12 protein-coding genes are annotated in these 15109 nt (G+C 73.5%); 3 read left to right on the forward strand and 9 right to left on the reverse strand.

What is annotated here, in order from left to right:
* Positions 1 to 252: 252 nt before the first annotated feature.
* Positions 253 to 1011: a TipAS antibiotic-recognition domain-containing protein gene (locus AB0I03_RS04310; RefSeq protein ID WP_360406183.1), complete on the forward strand. Its 759-nt coding sequence runs from the start codon at positions 253 to 255 to the stop codon at positions 1009 to 1011.
* Between the two features lie 118 nt (positions 1012 to 1129).
* Entirely contained in the window at positions 1130 to 1894 is a 765-nt protein-coding gene (gene uppS / locus AB0I03_RS04315) for a polyprenyl diphosphate synthase (protein ID WP_360406186.1), read from the forward strand.
* On the opposite strand, the gene AB0I03_RS04320 is transcribed toward uppS, so the two are convergent.
* A complete protein-coding gene (locus tag AB0I03_RS04320; RefSeq protein ID WP_360406189.1) occupies positions 1891 to 2268 on the reverse strand; it encodes a cupin domain-containing protein in 378 nt (125 codons plus the stop codon). The genes uppS and AB0I03_RS04320 overlap by 4 nt on opposite strands.
* A gap of 59 nt (positions 2269 to 2327) precedes the next feature.
* Between AB0I03_RS04320 and AB0I03_RS04325 the strand changes: the two genes are divergently transcribed.
* Complete coding sequence (locus AB0I03_RS04325) at positions 2328 to 2801, forward strand: MarR family winged helix-turn-helix transcriptional regulator (RefSeq protein WP_360406192.1); 474 nt, start codon at positions 2328 to 2330, stop codon at positions 2799 to 2801.
* Positions 2802 to 2819: 18 nt separating this feature from the next.
* Here the strand turns inward: AB0I03_RS04325 and AB0I03_RS04330 are convergent, their stop codons facing one another.
* The 8 genes from AB0I03_RS04330 to AB0I03_RS04365 form a co-directional block, all read right to left on the reverse strand.
* A complete protein-coding gene (locus AB0I03_RS04330; protein ID WP_360406195.1) occupies positions 2820 to 4028 on the reverse strand; it encodes a hypothetical protein in 1209 nt (402 codons plus the stop codon).
* 112 nt (positions 4029 to 4140) lie between these two features.
* Complete coding sequence (locus AB0I03_RS04335; RefSeq protein ID WP_360406198.1) at positions 4141 to 6807, reverse strand: IucA/IucC family protein; 2667 nt, start codon at positions 6805 to 6807, stop codon at positions 4141 to 4143.
* A complete protein-coding gene (locus AB0I03_RS04340; protein ID WP_360406201.1) occupies positions 6804 to 8306 on the reverse strand; it encodes an IucA/IucC family protein in 1503 nt (500 codons plus the stop codon). Before AB0I03_RS04340 ends, AB0I03_RS04335 begins: the two co-directional genes overlap by 4 nt.
* A 340-nt stretch (positions 8307 to 8646) precedes the next feature.
* Complete coding sequence (locus AB0I03_RS04345) at positions 8647 to 9909, reverse strand: J domain-containing protein (protein WP_360406204.1); 1263 nt, start codon at positions 9907 to 9909, stop codon at positions 8647 to 8649.
* Positions 9910 to 10399: 490 nt separating this feature from the next.
* On the reverse strand, positions 10400 to 10900 hold the full coding sequence (locus AB0I03_RS04350) for a hypothetical protein (protein ID WP_360406207.1): 501 nt from the start codon (positions 10898 to 10900) through the stop codon (positions 10400 to 10402).
* Entirely contained in the window at positions 10900 to 12816 is a 1917-nt protein-coding gene (locus AB0I03_RS04355; protein WP_360406210.1) for a dynamin family protein, read from the reverse strand. Before AB0I03_RS04355 ends, AB0I03_RS04350 begins: the two co-directional genes overlap by 1 nt.
* Positions 12813 to 13400 carry a nucleotide exchange factor GrpE gene (gene grpE / locus AB0I03_RS04360; RefSeq protein WP_360406213.1) on the reverse strand — a complete coding sequence of 196 codons (588 nt, stop codon included), beginning with the start codon at positions 13398 to 13400 and terminating at the stop codon, positions 12813 to 12815. The genes AB0I03_RS04355 and grpE overlap by 4 nt, the downstream gene beginning before the upstream one ends.
* 53 nt (positions 13401 to 13453) lie before the next feature.
* The gene (locus tag AB0I03_RS04365) at positions 13454 to 14944 is read right to left on the reverse strand and encodes a dynamin family protein (RefSeq protein ID WP_360406216.1); all 1491 of its coding nucleotides are present in this window, start codon (positions 14942 to 14944) and stop codon (positions 13454 to 13456) included.
* Positions 14945 to 15109 lie beyond the last annotated feature (165 nt).

The raw sequence follows: 15109 nt of genomic DNA on the forward strand, positions 1-15109 counted from the left end.
CCGCACATGGAAGAAGCCCCCCGGCTCGCGCCGGGGGGCTTCCCGTTTCTCCTGCCCCGCGTGAGCGGGGAGACCCCAGGGGGTATGTACGCCCCACGTGAGTGGGTAATGCCGCCCCATGTGAACAACGACCCGCGCGCGGTCAGGTCGCGGCGCCCGGCCGTGACCCGTGTCTCTCTTCGGGAACCTTGCAGTTGACGCTGCGTCAGCCAATACCGTCGGAACCGCACCGCGAACGAAGGAGCGCCATCGATGGACGTCTGGACGACCGCAGAGGTCGCCCGCCTGGCCGGCGTCTCGGCGCGCACCCTGCGCCACTACGACGCCATCGGCCTCCTCGAACCGGCCTCCCACGACCGCGGCGGCCAGCGCCGCTACGGCCGGCCCGAACTGCTGCGGCTGCAGCAGATCCTGCTGCTCAAACGCCTCGGGCTGCGGCTCGACGTGGTGGCCGAGATCCTCGCGGGCGACCTCGATTCCGTCGACGCCCTGAAGCGGCACGCGGCCGAGATCGACACCGAGCGCAACCGCCTCGACCGCCTCGCGGCCACCGTCGAGGCGACCATCCGACAACTCGAAGGAGGCCAGCCCATGGCGCCCGAAACCTGGTTCGGCGGACTCGACCCCGCCACCGAGGCCCAGTACCGCGACGAGGCCCGCAGGCGGTGGGGCCAGGCCGTCGTCGAGCGCGCCTGGAGCGTCCTCCAGAAGCTCACCCCCGAGGAGCGCCGGGCGATCCCCGAGGCGTTCCACGGCATCAACGCCCGCCTGGCCGCACTCCGCGACGCCGGCAAGGCCGCCGGCGACCAGGACGTGCAGGAGGTGGTCGTCGACCACTACTGGCTCATCGCCAGGCACTGGGGCGCACAGCCGACCGCCGAGGCCTACCGGGGCCTGGGCGCGCTCTACACCGACGACCCGCGCTTCAAGGAGACCTACGAGCGGGTGGGGGAGGGATTCGCCGCCTACATGCGCGCGGCCATGGACGCCTACGCTGCCGCGAACCTCTAGCGCCGGACCGGTGGACCGCGCACAGGGGCGGCCCGACCGGGCCGCCCCGCCGCTTCCTCCGGGATGAACCTGTGAGCGGGGCGGCCTCTGCGGGTGTCGTCCCGATAGGCTTGGCGGCATGCGCGCACCCCGAGTCCTCTACCGCTGGTATGCGAAGCGCTTGCACCGCAAGCTCGACAGTGGACTGCTGCCTCGGCATGTGGCCGTGGCGATGGACGGGAACCGGCGCTGGGCCCGGCAGCAGGGGTTCGAGGATCCCGGTGTGGGCCACCGCTACGGGGCCGAGCACCTGGAGGACCTCCTGGACTGGTGCGCCGGGATCGGCATCGGGCACGTGACCGTGTACGTGGCCTCGAACGACAACCTCACCAAGCGCGACAGCGGGGAGGTCGCGCATCTGATGGCGATGATCGAGGAGATCGTCGCCGAGAGGCTGATGCGCCCAGGGAACCGGTGGCGGCTGCACCTCGCCGGGCGCCTGGACCACCTGCCCGATTCGACCGCGCACGCGCTCAAGGCCGCCGTCGAGGCGACCGCGGCGCGGACCGGCGGGCATCTGACGATCGCGATCGGCTACGACGGCCAGGTCGAGATCGTGGACGCCGTCCGGTCCCTGCTGGAGGCCGAGGCGGCCCGCGGCACCGCCGTCGGCGACCTCGCCGAGCGGTTGACGGCGGCCGACATCGGCGCCCACCGGTACACGCCGGACCTGCCGGGCGCCGACCTCATCATCCGCACCAGCGGCGAGCGGCGGCTCTCGAGCTTCCTGCTGTGGCAGTCGGCGGGCGCCGAGCTGTACTTCTGCGACGTCTACTGGCCCGGGTTCCGGCAGGTCGACTTCCTGCGGGCGCTGCGCGACTACGCCCGCCGCCGCGCCGCTTAAGCGGTCCAAGGCGGGGTCATCTTCGCGTCCTCCTTGCCGGGCAGGTACGCCTGCATGCCGGCGGGGCCGGTGCAGAGCGCGGTGAACCCCTCCGGGCCGGGGGTGAACTGGCGGGCGGTGCCTGCGGCGATCACGATCGTGTCGCCCGCGCCGAGGTCGGCGGCCTCGCCGTCCACGGTCGCGGTGACGGATCCGCCGAGGACGGTCCAGACCTGCTCGGCGTCGATGTGGTGCACGGGGCCGGCGGTGCCGGGTGCGGCCTCGACCTTCCACAGCGGCGCGGTCGCGCCGCCGAGCGCGGGGGAGGCGAGGGTGGTCATGACCGCCGCGGGGGTCTCGGAGCGGCGGGATTCGGTGCTGCGGACGATGCGCAAGAGGTGCACTCCTAAGATGGACAACATGGTTACCCATATAGTAAACCAGGTTGTCGATCATGGTTGAGCCGACCCCCGGCTACGAGCTCCCGCTGCGGCTCTTCGCGGCCTTCCGGTCCATCATCGACGAGGTCCACGCCGAACTCGCCCGCGAAGGCCACCCCGACATCCGGCCCATGCACGGCTTCGTCTTCCAGGCCATCGGCATCGACGGCACCACCGCCGTCGAACTCGGCGCGCGCCTGGGCGTCAGCAAGCAGGCCGCCGGCAAGACCATCGCGAACCTCGAGCAGCGCGGCTACGTCGAACGCGCCGCCGACGCCCGCGACGCCCGCCGCAAAGTCGTGCGCCTCACCGGCAAAGGCGTCGACGTCCTCGACCGGTCCGCGCGGCTCTTCGCGGCCGTCCAGACCCGCTGGGCCGAGGCCATCGGCGAGGACCGGCTCGCCGCACTCCACGCCGACCTGCGCACCCTCACCCCCGGCGAGCTCTTCCAACTCGACACACCGGGCTGGTTCGGCGCCGACCGCTGACCACGCCACCGCGACCCGTCAGCGCCCCGCACCGTCGCCGTGCGCGGCGATGAACCGGTTCGCCGCCAGCACCATGGGCTCGTGCTCGGCCGCCGCATGACGCGTGCGCAGCCGGTCGCACAACTCGGCCAGCGCCGCCGCGAGATCGGTGAGGATCGGCCCCTGCTTGCCGGTGGCCGTGAGCGCCATGAGCATCGCCAGCCACGCCGGCCCGTGGTCGCGGAAGTTCAGGTGCAGGTTCCGCTCCCCGACGCGGTCGGCGGCCGTGAGCAGGTAGTGGACCTCGGTGGCGATGCGCCACGCCAGGTTCGGGTGCGTCGGGGCGAGGACGTCGACCGCGGGCTCGGCGGTGTGGAGCGCGACGGCCGCGAGCCCGGGATCGCAGCGGGCGCTGATCGTCGCCGGCGCGTCCCGCCCGGCCGGGTCGGGGCACAGCCGGTCGATCAGGCGCGGGTCGAAGAACGCCCCCATGCGCATCGCCGTCTCCAAGGCCGCGCGCAGCGTCAACGGGATCGGCGCGGCCGGAGGCTCGGTCCCCGGGAAATGCCGCTGGAGCAGGTCCGCGGCGCCTTTCGCGTGCGCCGGGCGTCCGGCGGCCGCATGCAGCGCCGCCGCCAGACGCAGGCTGTCGCGCAGCAGCCCCGACGTGCCGTCCAGACCGATGCCCTCGGCGCCGAACCCGCCAGGGGCCGCCTGCCGGGCCGCGATGAGCATCCGGGCCGCCTGGTCGGCGGCCCCCACGGCCAGATCAGGGTCCGCCGCCCGGGCGAACACCCGCGCGGCCCTGGCGATCGCATCGGCCAGGATCGTGAACCCCGGGCTCGCCGGTGCGGCCGGGTCCACATCGTCGAGCAGCCCCAGCGCCGCATCCGCCTCGGTCGCCGCCGTCAGCAGGCGGCCGGCGCCGACCGCGGCCTCGGCCAGGTCCAGGCGCGCCGCGGCCCGCTCCACCGGCCCGGCCTCCAGGCCCGCAGTGATCGAAACCCGCTCGCGCTGCGCCGCATACGCCTGCGCGACCTCGCCCACGGCCGCATGCGACGCCGCCAGGTCCGCCAGGAGCTCCGCGAAGTCGCTGCGCGTGCCCCGGTCCTCGGGATGCACGGCCAGGCAGCCGCGGAACTCGCCGACCGCATGGGCGTAGACGGCAAGGGCGCCTTGATGGTTCCCCGCAGCCGCGAGCTTCACGGCATCGCGGTGCGTCCGCCGGGCATGGCGCCGATTGGGCATTCGGACTCCTCAGCGAGGGATCGAGGCTGTCGCTCGCGCCGTCGGGACGGACGACGCGTCGGCTTCGGGCCCTTCATCGTAGACGCACCCCGCCGACGCGCGGATCCGCCGATCAGCCGATGACGACCTGCTCGGGCCCCGGATGCCCCAGGAACCGGTCGTGCGAGATCTCCCACCCGTACGCACCGGCATTCGCGAACACCAGGCGGTCCCCGACCCCCAGCGCCGACACGAACTGGCCGCCGTTGAGCACATCCCGCGGCGTGCACAGCTCACCGCACACCCGCACCTCCACATCGGACCACACCGGTCCCGTGCGCGGACCCGGCACCACCGTGAACGGATGCGAGTACCCCCACGCCGCCGGCAGCCGGAAATGATGCGTCCCGCCCCGCACCACCGCGAACGCCTGCCCCCGCACCGTCTTCAAGTCCACGACCTCGGCCACGTACCAGCCCGCCGGCGCCGCCACGTACCGGCCCGGCTCGAACACCAGCTCCGCCCCGCCCGTCTCCAGCCCCCGCAGCCCCTGCGCCAGCGCCCCCAGATCGATCCGCGCACCGCGCGGATCGGCCCCGAGCCCGCCGCCCACGTTCACATACCGCAGCGCGAAACGACCCCGCGCCGCCGCCGCCGACCACGCGAGCGCATCGCGCACATGCCACGCGTACGCCTCGGCCTCAAGGCAGTTCGACACCGCGTGCAGATGGAACCCGACCAGGTCCAGACCCAGGCCCAGCGCCCGGTCGATCGCCGCCGGAACCTGCGCCTCGTCGATCCCGAACGGCGTCGGCACCCCCGTCATCTGATGCGTCCCCGGCAGCGCCCGCCCCCGGTTCACCCGCAGCGCGACCGGCCCGGCGAACCCGGCCGCGGCCAGGCCCTCGAGCTCGCGCACGCTCTCGGCGTGCATCCACAACGGCACCGCGCACGCCGCCGCCGCGGCCAGATCATCCGGGGTCTTCGCCGGCCCCGAGAACGCCAGCCGCCGCGCACCCGCGGCCTGCGCCGCGGCCAGCTCACCGCCGGAGGCGCACTCGACCCCGTCCGCCGCGCCCGCAGCGGCCGCCAGCACCGCCGGGTTCGCGCAGGCCTTCATCGCGTACAGCACCGTGTGCCCCAGCGTCTGGCGCACCGAGTCCAGGAACGCGGTGACCCCGGCCGGGTCGTAGATCCACGCGCTGGCGGGCGAGCGCAGGGCCCTGACGTGCCGATCGAGCTGGGGGTGGGCGTGGACGCGCGAGGTCGCGAGCGGATTGTCCACTGGGGTCTCGATCTCCTCGCCGGGGTGCAGGCGCATGGTCAGCAGGGCCTTCGTGGCCTGCTTCGGCGCCAGGTAGGCCGCGCGTTCGGCGGCCGAGAGCCGGCCGTCGAGCTCGTCGGCCAGGTCGGCCCAGAACGCGGCCCCGTCGAGGCCGAGGTCGCGTTCGAGGACGGCGACGAGGGCCGCGAAGTGGTTCTGGAACAGCGTGTACGCCACTTTGGACCGGACCTGGTCCATGCTCGCGGCGTTCACCGGGCTGCCCGGCGGCAGCTCCAGGTCCCACGGCAGCGTCGGCAGGTGGATGCGGGCGCCGCCGAGGTCGCGCGAGACCGGGAAGACCGGGTCGGGACCGCGCATCGCGACGATGCTGTTCTGCAGGTGCGCCTCCAGGCCGATGCCGGCCTCGGCCTTGGTGAGCACCGGGTGGGCGAACAGGCGCGTGTACCTGCGGAGCCACGCGTCGGGGTTGCCGGACCAGCGGGCGTACTCGGCCGCGAGGCTCATCCCGGTCACCGGCGAGGTCGCCGTCAGCGCCGTCGCCGGCACGTACACGAGGTCGCTCGGCTCGATCGTGGCGAGCGGGGCCCGGGCGAGCGCGGTGAGCTCGCGCGACCCCGGCAGCCACGCCCCGGCGGTGTCGGCGAGGATGCGGTGCTCGGATTCGAGGCCGTTGTGGCTGATGCGGTTGATCGCCAGCAGCAGCGCGGACAGGCGCGGGCCCAGCAGCGCGGTCGCGGGGGAGATGTCGCGCCGCGTGGAGGTGACGTGGATGCCCAGCGCCAGCTTCAGGAACCCGGGCGCGTCGTGTCCGGCGAGGGTGCGGATCGCGGCGGTCGGCCAGGCCGGGACGGTCACGTCCATGACCTGCAGCTTCCCTGAGGCGAACAGGTCCCGGTACCCGGGCAGCACCCGGTGCTCCAGCTGCCACGGATGGACCGGCAGCACCGGGTCGGGCAGGTCGAGTCCCTGCCTGATGAGCCCGTGCAGCATCGGGTGGTTGCGGAGGTCGTCGCCCGAGCGCTCCAGGATCCCGGCCCGGTCGGCGACCAGGCGGATGCGGATCGGGCGGGTCGCCTCCAGGTCGTACCGCTCGCGGTCGCGGCGGTCCCAGCCCAGGCGGGTGCGCGCGCACGGATGCAGCTGGTGCCCTTCGGTCGCGAGGGTCTCCAGCAGCCGCGCGGTGGTGTGCACGTCCCTGCCGCACGCGGCGACGAGCTCGGCGAGGGTCCCGGCCCCGGCCCGCGCCGCCAGTGCCGCGAGGTGCCTGTTGCGCCGCTCGGCCCGTACCTGCGCGTGCGCCAGGCCTTCGCGCGCGGAATGGAGTTCGGCGGCGAGGTGCTCGGGCACGCGCGCGCCGATGATCGCCTCGAGCGTCTTCACCGGGTCCTCATCGGACCCGTCGACCTCGAGCTGGTTGAAGGCACGCTCACGGGCGCCTTCGGGCCGTGGCCGGTCGCGGAAGCCGCCCAGGTTCTCGCGCCACGCGGCGGCTTTGATCTGCGAGGCGAGGTTCACGCCGCCGCCAGCGGATTCTCGATCGGCACCCAGATGTCCTCGGTGGGCCGGTCGGCCAAACGCATCGCGGTGGTGGCCTTCATAGCCCACGGTTCGGTCCGCATCGCCTGGGCGGCGCTGCCGCCGATGTCGGCCAGCGCGCGGTCGACACTGCGCCACCACCGGCCCGGATCGGTATCGGTCCAGGTGGCGAGCGCATCCACGAGCGCGGTCAGCGTCGTCGGGAACAGTGCGGCGGTGAGCTTGCGCAGCCGCTCGTCCGCGTCGTCGGTCTGCAGGTCGCCTTCAAGCGCGGGCCAGCCGGTCCTGGGGACGCGGACGCCGCCGAAGTCGCGGTACACGAGGCTCGTGGGCCGGTCGCCGGTGAACGACGCGAGGGCGTTCTGCCCGTGCGCTTCGAGCGCGACCCCGGTCGCCTCGAACAGCCGCACCGGCGCCAACGCGACCCCGACCAGAGCCTCCCACCAGGCGTCGAGGTCGTCCCCGGCGAGCGCGGCCGCGATCGGCCGCCCAGTGGCCGGGTCCGGTTCGGCAAGTGACGCAAGCGGCACCGCCCGCGGATGCCCGACACAGTGCGGAGCGAGCCGGATGACGGCGGCCAGATGCGACAGCGGTTCGCCGTCAGGGCCGCGGGCGATGGCCGCGCGTTCGGTCACGAGCGTGATGTCCTGCCCGGCGGCCGGTACGGACAGGTACTTGGAAAGGAACGGCCCGTTGTGCACCGACGCGGGGGAGACGTGCCGGACCGCCGAGGTCAACTGCAGATCCACAGCGGTCTTGATGTGCAGGTCCCCGGCCGAGACCGTGCGCAGGCTCATCAGCGGCGCCGCATCGCGGAAGGTCCGCACCGGTGTCGTCAGCCCGTGGCGCGCGGCCTGCCAAGGATGGACCGGCAACTGCTCCAACCGACCGCACATGCTCAGCCACACCGGCGGCTCGTCCAGGCCTTCGACCCAGTAGAGCCCCAGGTCGAACCGGGCTCCGTGCTCGGGCGCGTAGGCGCGGATCTCGTCGTCGGTCAGCTCGCCCCTGGAGCGCGCCAGCGGATGCGTCGGATGCCCTAGCAGGACGGCCTGTTCGAACCACACGCTCGGATCGGGGTGGAACGCGGCGGCGGCCGCCCAGAGGTCAGCCGGGTGCGGCCGTGCGGCCGCCAGCGCGAGTGCGGTGCCGCGCACGGCGGCGTCGATCTCGGCGGTGAATCGTGCGGCGTGCGGTGAGCCGGCGCTGAGCGATGCGGCGAGTGCGGCGGCGCTGGTCCCGGTCGCCTGGCCCGGCAGCGGCTCGATCGCGGTGGCGGCCCGCAGCCGTTCGGCGACGATCGCGTCCGCGCGCGCGGCGAGGGTCCCGGCAGTGCTGCTCGCGGAGCCGCGAGCGATACCTGCGGCGGCGTCGACGGTGCCCCCTGCGGCGGGCCCGATAGCGCTGCTCGGGGCGGGATCCTCAGCGCTTCGCGCGACTCGCCCGCTGGCGCTGGCGGATCGGTCGGTGGCGTTCACAGCTGCACTGTACTGGCGGAACCCGCCGGTGTGGAGGGTGCGATTGCTCACGGAGCGTGCGGTTACCCTGCGGTGGAATGCGAGTCGGCAAGTCTCCGGGGGCGGGGCCGGTGGCCACGGCCTACGGCCTACGGCTATCGGTGTGTCGGCGGGGAGCCGTCGATCGGCTCATCACCGCCGCCCCACCGGCCCGATCGAACTCGGCGCGGCCCAGGCCGTCCGGGAGGCCTCCGCCGGTCTTCACCTCGCAGATCCTCGGCGCGCACTTCGCGACACCGGCCTGCGAATGGCTCCTGCGGTTCGCACCTGCCGAACCGCAGCGGCCCGGGCCGAGGCGGTCTCAGGTGCGCACGGCCGGGGTCCGGTCGCCGGTGCGGGGGGCCGGAACCGCAGCGAGGCGCATCCGCAGCGACTGGAGCACCGGCAGGTCGTAGACCATGCCGGCGGCGGCGAGCCACAGGCCGATGTCAGTGGCGGCCTGGCCGACGGCGACGTCGTGGACGGCGGCGGTCTCGCCCGCGCGGGCGGTCTCGGGGAGGGTCGGCCACAGCACCCAGCCCTGCACGTTCGCGTCCGGCAGCGCCGCGTCGAGGGCCTTGACGGCTTCGGCGAGGTTCACGGAGTCCACATCGGCGCCGTCGCGCCCGACCGGCGCGCACAGCAGGGCGATCCGGTCGCCGCAGACGATCGCGTGCGGCACGCGCGTCTCCATGTCCACCGGCAGTGCGACGAACAGCCTGGCCGCGGGCAGGTTGGTGAGCACTTCCCGCAGGAGCTTCCCGGTGGACCGGTCGGCTTTCGGGCGGGTGCCGACGGGTCCGAACGCGTTGAACTGGCGCAGGGCTCCGCCGACCGAGCGGCGCAGCGCGAGCGTGTACCGCAGGCGCTTCACGGTCCAGGCCAGGGCCGCGCCGGTGAGCACGTACAGGCCCAGGGCCCAGCCCCACGGCGTGGCGAGCCCGGCGAGCCAGATGACGGCGACGGCGAACAGGAACGCGATGACGAGCCGCCCGGTGGGCGGGTTCGGCGCGGTGTCGGGGCGGCGCCTGAGGGCCCGGCTGGTCTGGACGAGCACGATGATGGCGATGGCGATCGTGACGGGGATGGCGAGGGCGATGAACAGCCAGCCGTCGGCGGCGAACGCCTGCCCGAGGTAGCCGAGGCCGCAGAACGCCCAGACGGCGGCGACGGCCGCCGTGAAAGCGGCCGCGGCCCAGCTGGAGGGCCGGTGCACGGGCCTGGTGAGGCGCAGGCGGGCGTGCCAGGGGACGGCGACGAGGGCGCCTTCGGTGGGGAAGCCCCGCGCGGCCGGCTGCGGTGCGGGGGCGACGTTCCAGCCGCGGACTTTGCGGTGGGCGGGCTTGGCGGCGGCCTTGCCGTAGCGGCGGGCGGCGCGGCGGCCGAAGCGCAGCAGGTCGTATTCGCGGCGCAGCCCTGGGTGGGAGAGGGTCTCCCAGGCGCCTTGGACGAGGTGGAACTCGTCTTCGTCGCCGCCGCGGTCGGGGTGGGTCTCGCGCAGGCGGCGGCGGTAGGCGGCTTGGATGTCGGCCTTCGGGGCCTGCGGGCTCACCCCGAGGACGCGGTAGTGGTCTGGTTCGTTCACCACGCGGCTCCCGGTCGTTCGTGCGGGGACGGGCCGGTGCCCGAGAGGGGTTGCGGGCGTCGGTCTCGACGGTAATGGAGTCAATCTACCGCCGTATTGCCGCTTCGGGTGTCGCCAGGTCCGACATTTTCATACGGATGCGTCTCATTCGGTGCCGCGCGCGACCGCAGTGGTGACACAGTGGAGTCCCGTTGTGGCGCCGGGTGCGATTCGCCGCACCTTGTCGGCACGCCACATCGCTTACGCGTCAATGTCTTTGACGGTGCGCTTGCGCTCGCCGGGGTCGGCGTCCCATTCGACAACCCATTGCGGCCGGGTTCGGCGGTGGCGACATCGGACAGTGCGCACTGGCGCCGCCGTTATTGCCGGCGCGCCGTTCCAGGGCACGGCGACGGTCCCTGCGCCGTGGGCTCGGTGCCGCGGTCGTGTGCGTGGGTGCCGTTCGCTGCGGCGGGCGGCGTGCCGGGGGCCTGCCCGCGCGTGCGGCCGGTCAGCCCTGCCAGAACCGGGCGAGGGCGGACGCGGCGGGGTCGTCGACGTCGGCGATCGCGAACTCGGAGGTCTCGACCAGGCTGCCGGAGTTCACCCACGGCTCGGCCTCGGCCGAGCCGAGCACGTCCAGGTCGACCCACGGGTAGCCGTCGACCGGCTCGGGGACGTCCAGGTCCAGCTCGGGCGGGAAGCTCGGCGGGTTGTCGGCCTCGTCGACGAGCATGTCCTCGTACGTCGCGGCGTACGCCGTCTCGTCGCCGGCGGGTTCGTCCGCGGCGTCGTCGGGCTCGTCGTATGCGGCGTCGACGGCGAAGTCCTCTTCGAGCGTTTCGTCGCCCTCGAAGTCGGCCCCGTCGAACGCGAACGCGTCGAGGTCCTCGTCGCCGGGATCCTCCCCGTCGTCGAACTCGTCCAATGCGGGGGCTTCCGCGTCGTCGTCGAGGCCGTCGGCGTCGAAGTCCGCGCTGCCTTCGGGCTCGAAGGCGTCGAACTCATCCATCACGCATCCTCCTCGCCTGGGACGAGGGTGCGGGCCTTGGCCAGCACCTCGTCGAGCTGTTTGACCTTGGCGGCCATGGAGTCGCGGCGCTGCTTGAGCGCCGCCTGCTTCTTCGCCCGGGCGGCCTGGTCGGCCTTCTGGGCGTTCTCGGCGGCCGAGATCCGCGCGTCGAACTCGGCGGCGCGGCGTTCGAGGGCGTCGTCCAGCGTGGAGTTGAACACGAACTCGACCTCGGTGAACCGGAAGCTGATCTCCTCGTTGAGATTGGCCCGCGCCTCGGCGATGACCCGCTGGATCCACTGCTTCGCGGCCTGGCGGTTGCCCTGGATCTTGCGCCGGTACAGCAGGTACCCGGCGGCGGCGATGCCGATGCCGACACCGGAGGCGGTCAGGGCGATGGCCCCGATCCCGGCGACGGCACCGAGGCCGATCGCGCCGGCGCCCATGGTGACCGCGCGTCCGGCCATCATGGCCACACCGGCGGAGGACGCCACGAGGAGCGCGCCGTCGGAGTTGTCGCCGCGCCGGGCCCGCCCGGAGGCGGCCGTGCGCAGGCCGGCGGAGATCGAGTTGGTGGCCTGGCGCAGCTCGTCGTCGTTGAACACCTGCCGCAGGACGCGTTCGGCCAGGAGCACGAACCGCTGGTGCAGTTCGCCCGAGAGCCGCGCGGCGATGCCCTGCAAGGCGATGTCGACCCGCTCGGGCAGGGATTCGAGCGTGGCCTTGTTGGCCTTCTCGACCTCGTCGAGCAGCGCCTCCTCCAGCTCCTGCAGGTGGGTGCGCAGGCGGCCCTGGACCTCGATCTTGGCGCGCTGCGTCTCCACCCGGAGCGCGAGGTTCGCCTTCTTCGTCTCGGTGCGCCGCAGCGCCAGGGCCTGCTTCTTCTCCTCCTTGAGCCGGTTGGCCGCCTCAGGGTCGGGGTCGTAGGCCTTCATGTCGGCGGCGGCCGAGACGGCCAGCCGCTGGAACTCGGTGCGCACCGCGCGGACCACGTTCGCCGCCACGAGCGCCTTGCCGGCGGTGGCGACCTTGACCAGCGCCCGCTGCATCTTCCCGATCCCCGACTCCTTGGCCAGGGCCTGGCGGGTCGGGCCCTGCGAGTTGAGGGCGTGCTCGGCGAGCATCGCCGACACCGGGTAGTGCGGGGCGTTGCGGAAGCGCGGCGCGTGCGCCTCGATGAGCGACCGGTTCTCCTCCATGACCGTGCGCCACCCGGGGTAGGTGTCGGTCTTGGTCAGCGCGAACACCACGAAGTTGACGCGCTTGGAGGCCTCGGTGAGGAAGTCCAGTTCGGTCTTGGCCATCGGCGAGGACGCGTCGGTGACCATGATCAGGCACGTGGCCCGGCCGACCGCTTCGAGCGCGATCTGCGCGTGGTCGGGGTCGAGCCCGCCCGTGCCGGGCGTGTCCACCACGGACATGTGCTTGAGCAGCGCCGACGGGTGGCCCACGAGCATGCGCCGCGGCGGCACCATGCCCGGGGGCATCGTGCCGAGCCGGGTGGCCCAGTTGCGCAGGTCGCCCACGCCCAGGAGCATCGGGTCGGCCGCGCCCGGCTGCCAGGCGCGCACCGACGCCTGCTCGGCCCACGCGAACTCCAGGTACGCCGTGGTCGCCACCTGGGCGTCCACAGGGGACAGGCCGGGCATGCCGAGCAGGGCGTTCACCAGCGACGACTTGCCGCGCTTGGTCTCACCGACGACGACGGCGACCGGCTTGTCGGGCTGCCAGCGCGACACCTCGTCCACTTCGGCCGCGGCCTTGGCGTCCACGGTCCGCAAGCTCGCGTTGCCGGCCTTGGCAGCGCGCACGCACAGCTTGTGAATCTGCTGGGCCGGGTTCGGCTTGGCGGGGGCGGCGGCCTTCTTCGCCGGGGCCGGCTTCGCGGCCGGCGGCGGGGTGGCGGTGTCGGTCATGCCCGCACCTGGCCGCGGTAGACGGTGACGATGGGGTGGCGCAGGAGGCGGCCGCGGTCGGTGTACCCGATCTGCTCGGTGCGCGCGATGATGCCGTCCTCGGCGGGGGACCCGGCCGCGACCACGCCGCCGGCCTCGTGCACCGAGGGGTCGAACCGCTGCCCGGTCGCGTCGACCTGGGCCACGCCGACCTTCGCGAACGCGCCGTCCAGGTGCTGGGCGAGCGCGGGGGAGGTGGCCCGGTCGCGCATCCAGATGCACGCCTCGACCAGCGCGTTGCGGTCCGACATCGCCTGGGCGGCCTGGGCCGGCCCCTGCAGCTGCTGCACCGGGATCGGGCCCGAAGGCGCGGGCGTGAACGGCACACCGGAGACCGGCGGGGAGGCCGGAGCCGGCGAGGAGGCCGGGGCGGGGGCGATCGACCGTCCGGTGAGGACGGCCACGATCGCGGCGACGAGGACCGACCCGGCCCCTACGGCCAAGGTCACCGGATCGAACCCGCCGGTGAGGAACACCGCGCCAAGGGCGGCGGCGGCGAAGCCCACGAGGGCTCCCACCAGCGGTCCGCCGAGTCGATTCGTCACAATGCTCTCCTTAGGTCGTGCAGGCGTCCCGCGCGGGGGCCGAGTTCGGGGGCTCATCCGAGCCGCTGGGCGAGTAGATGGAAACCACGATGCACCACGTTCGCCACCCGCGCCTGGGCCGGCGTCGCACCGCCGTTGGCGAACGCCCTCCAGCGCGCGGCGGCCTCGATGGCGGCGCGGCGCAGCTGCGGGCGCGCCTCACCGGGCAGGCCGAGGACGACGCTCGCGTCGTCGGTCAACGCCAGGCGCGCGACCTCGGCCTCCATGGCCTCGGGCAGGGCGACCTGCCCGGTGGTGACCTGAGCGGCCGCCTCCAGCAGCGGCAGGCGGTGGTATTCGGGGCGGGCGACGATCGACTCGACCGCGCCCCGCAGGAGGTCGCGGTCGGCGGCCGGCCCGGACGCCGCAGCGGCGTCGAGGCGACCGAGCGCCCACCCGGCCTTGATCACGTCCGCGCGGACCCCGAAGATCTGGTGCAGCGTCGTGCGCAGCCGCGGGAACCCCGAGGCGGCGAACAGCAGCCGCACGAGCTCACCGGTCGCCAGGTGCGGGTTCGCGCCCAGGTGCGCGATCGCGAAGTGGATGCCGTACAGGTCGAGGCGCTCGAGCAGGCGCTGGCGCTGGTGCTTGTCGACCGGGCCCTCGGTCGAGAGGAACAGACCCGCCGAGGCGAGCATCAGCGCCCGCTTGTCCTCATCGAGCCCGGCGAGGGTCCGCAGCGCCTCGCAGTCGGCGGCGGTCAAGAGGCCCGCCTCGGCCGTCTCGGCCAGCAGCCCCACCACGGGCACCACGTCGCACACGGACCGGCGCAGCACCGCGGCCTGGTCCCCGGCGATCGGACCGGCGACCGGCCACGGGTCCTGGCCCGGGCCCGGCGCGAGCTTGTCCGCCTTGTTGTACAGGCCCAGCGCGTTCATGGGGGAGGACGACAGCTGCTGCGAGGCCTTCGCGAACGCCTGCAGCGCTTCGACGTCGTCGGCGCGGACCTGCTGCGTGAACACGTAGATGATCGCCTCGGCGGACTCGACCGCGGCGCGGGAGTCGTCGTCGACGTCGTCGGCGATCGGCGCGGCGAACAGCATCTCGCGCGCCGCATCGGAAATATCAGTATTGACCGACTGGAGGCCCGGCGTGTCCACCACCGTCAAGTCCCGCAACCGGTCCGAGGACAGCTGCACGTCGATCATCGCGGCCTCGTCGGCCGGGATCGGCAGGGTCGTCGGGATCATCCCGTTGGCGTCCAAGGGCACCGCGTGCTTCGTGCCGTTGCGGGCGACCACGTCGACGCGGTCGGCCGGGCCGTACCGGAACTGGGTCACCACCCGCGTGCACTCACCGGCCGCCGTCGGCGCCACCCGACGCCCGATCAACGCGTTGACCAGCGTCGACTTCCCGGCCTTCAACCGCCCGGCGACCGCGACGCGCAACGGCTGACCGAGCCTGGAGGCCACCTCCTCGACCACAGGACGAGACGCGCTGCTGACCTTGCCGGCCAGCTCTTCGCACATGCCCGCCACACTCGTGGTGAGTTGCCCTGCCACCATGCTCCCGCGTCCGCCCTCTCATCGTTCCCCGGCACCTCGCCACCGACGCCGGTCTGCGGCATCGAAGGTTCCGCAATATCATGAGAGGCGTCGGCGCTCCGTCGACAAGACGACGATACAAACCGCAGCCGCCCGGCCGCCTCCCCCATTCGTGCCACAGCGTAA

The organism is Glycomyces sp. NPDC021274 (assembly GCF_040641195.1).
Taxonomy (GTDB): domain Bacteria; phylum Actinomycetota; class Actinomycetes; order Mycobacteriales; family Micromonosporaceae; genus Glycomyces.